The sequence below is a fragment of the Vibrio sp. 1249-1 genome, from assembly GCF_033340495.1.
In genome coordinates this window covers 1-1104 of the sequence record NZ_JAWOWJ010000118.1, presented here as the reverse complement: position 1 = coordinate 1104, position 1104 = coordinate 1, and the positions used below count along the sequence as shown (strand labels likewise).

Annotated in this window: 1 protein-coding gene; it reads right to left on the bottom strand. The window is 46.7% G+C overall.

Annotation, left to right across the window (positions count from 1 at the left end; translation table 11 throughout):
• On the bottom strand, positions 1 to 668 hold a 668-nt coding region (gene istA, locus R7Z50_RS24660), incomplete at its 3' end, for an IS21 family transposase (RefSeq protein WP_318149372.1).
• Positions 669 to 1104: the final 436 nt, after the last annotated feature.

Here is a 1104-nt window from a genome sequence, read left to right as displayed (position 1 = left end):
CGATTGGCTTTGGTGACCGCGCTACGCAGATTGTCGGGAACCAAGAGCTGTGGTACTCCACCGAAGTGCTCGAACGCATTGGCATGCGCCTCTAACCAGTAAGACTTACCTTGACTCGGGAAGGCTTCAACATAGGTGTAATTGGACGCTCCTAAGGTCGCCACGAACACTTCTGCTTCGCGCACTTCACCTGTATCAGGGTTGACCACTTGAAGCCGAGGCCCACAGTAATCGATAAACAGCTTATCACCTGCAACATGGAGCTGACGCATACTGCGCTTTTGGGTTTTGAACCAACGAGTGAAGTGCTCGCAGAACTGAGTGTAAGCGTAAGCTTGCTCTTGATATTGCTCATGATATTCCTGCCAGAGCAGCATCTTCGTCATGCCTTTACGTCTGAGTTCGACTGCGTATTGAGTGAAGTCTGGCATGACTTTATCGCGACTGGCTTTCTTGCCGTGATACAGCGCTTGCGTGAGATCAGCATCGCTGCAACTTTCGGGTAGAGGCCAGCCAAGTTGGCTTTGTTTAAAGCGAGTCAGGAGTTCCGATATGGTGGACGGGCCGAGTTTCAAGCAAGAAGCGATACCACGATTGGAGAGACCGCAGTCGTACTTAAGGCGTAATACCTCTTTGATTTTGTTCATTGGAGTTCTCTTTTTTGCCATGGTCGCTTCCTTACTTTCTTGTTTAAGAAGTAAAGAATAGCGAGCTATTGATTTAAAAGAGAAAAAGGTAGGATTTCGGACATTCCGATCGCGGTTTTCGCTATTCCGATCACCGATTTCGGAGTTAGGCTAAAAGTGATCGGATAATCGCGGAATCAGTGATCGGTTTAAACCGAAATGGGTGATCGGATAATCCCGAAATGACTGATCGGAATGCTCCGAAATATGCATTTAATACCTTCTAAATAAAAAGGAGCACTTGGTGCTCCTTTTGACTTCGGGGGCAAGGGAAGAATTAATCGAATTGCTGATTTGCAATGTTGTAGCCACGAACGGCAGTAAGATAACTTCCTGATCTATCTCCAGCGTCACCTGCATTTTGTAGCACATTTACAAGTTGATCTGTAAATTCCTGATTTTCTCTCGATAGCACAGG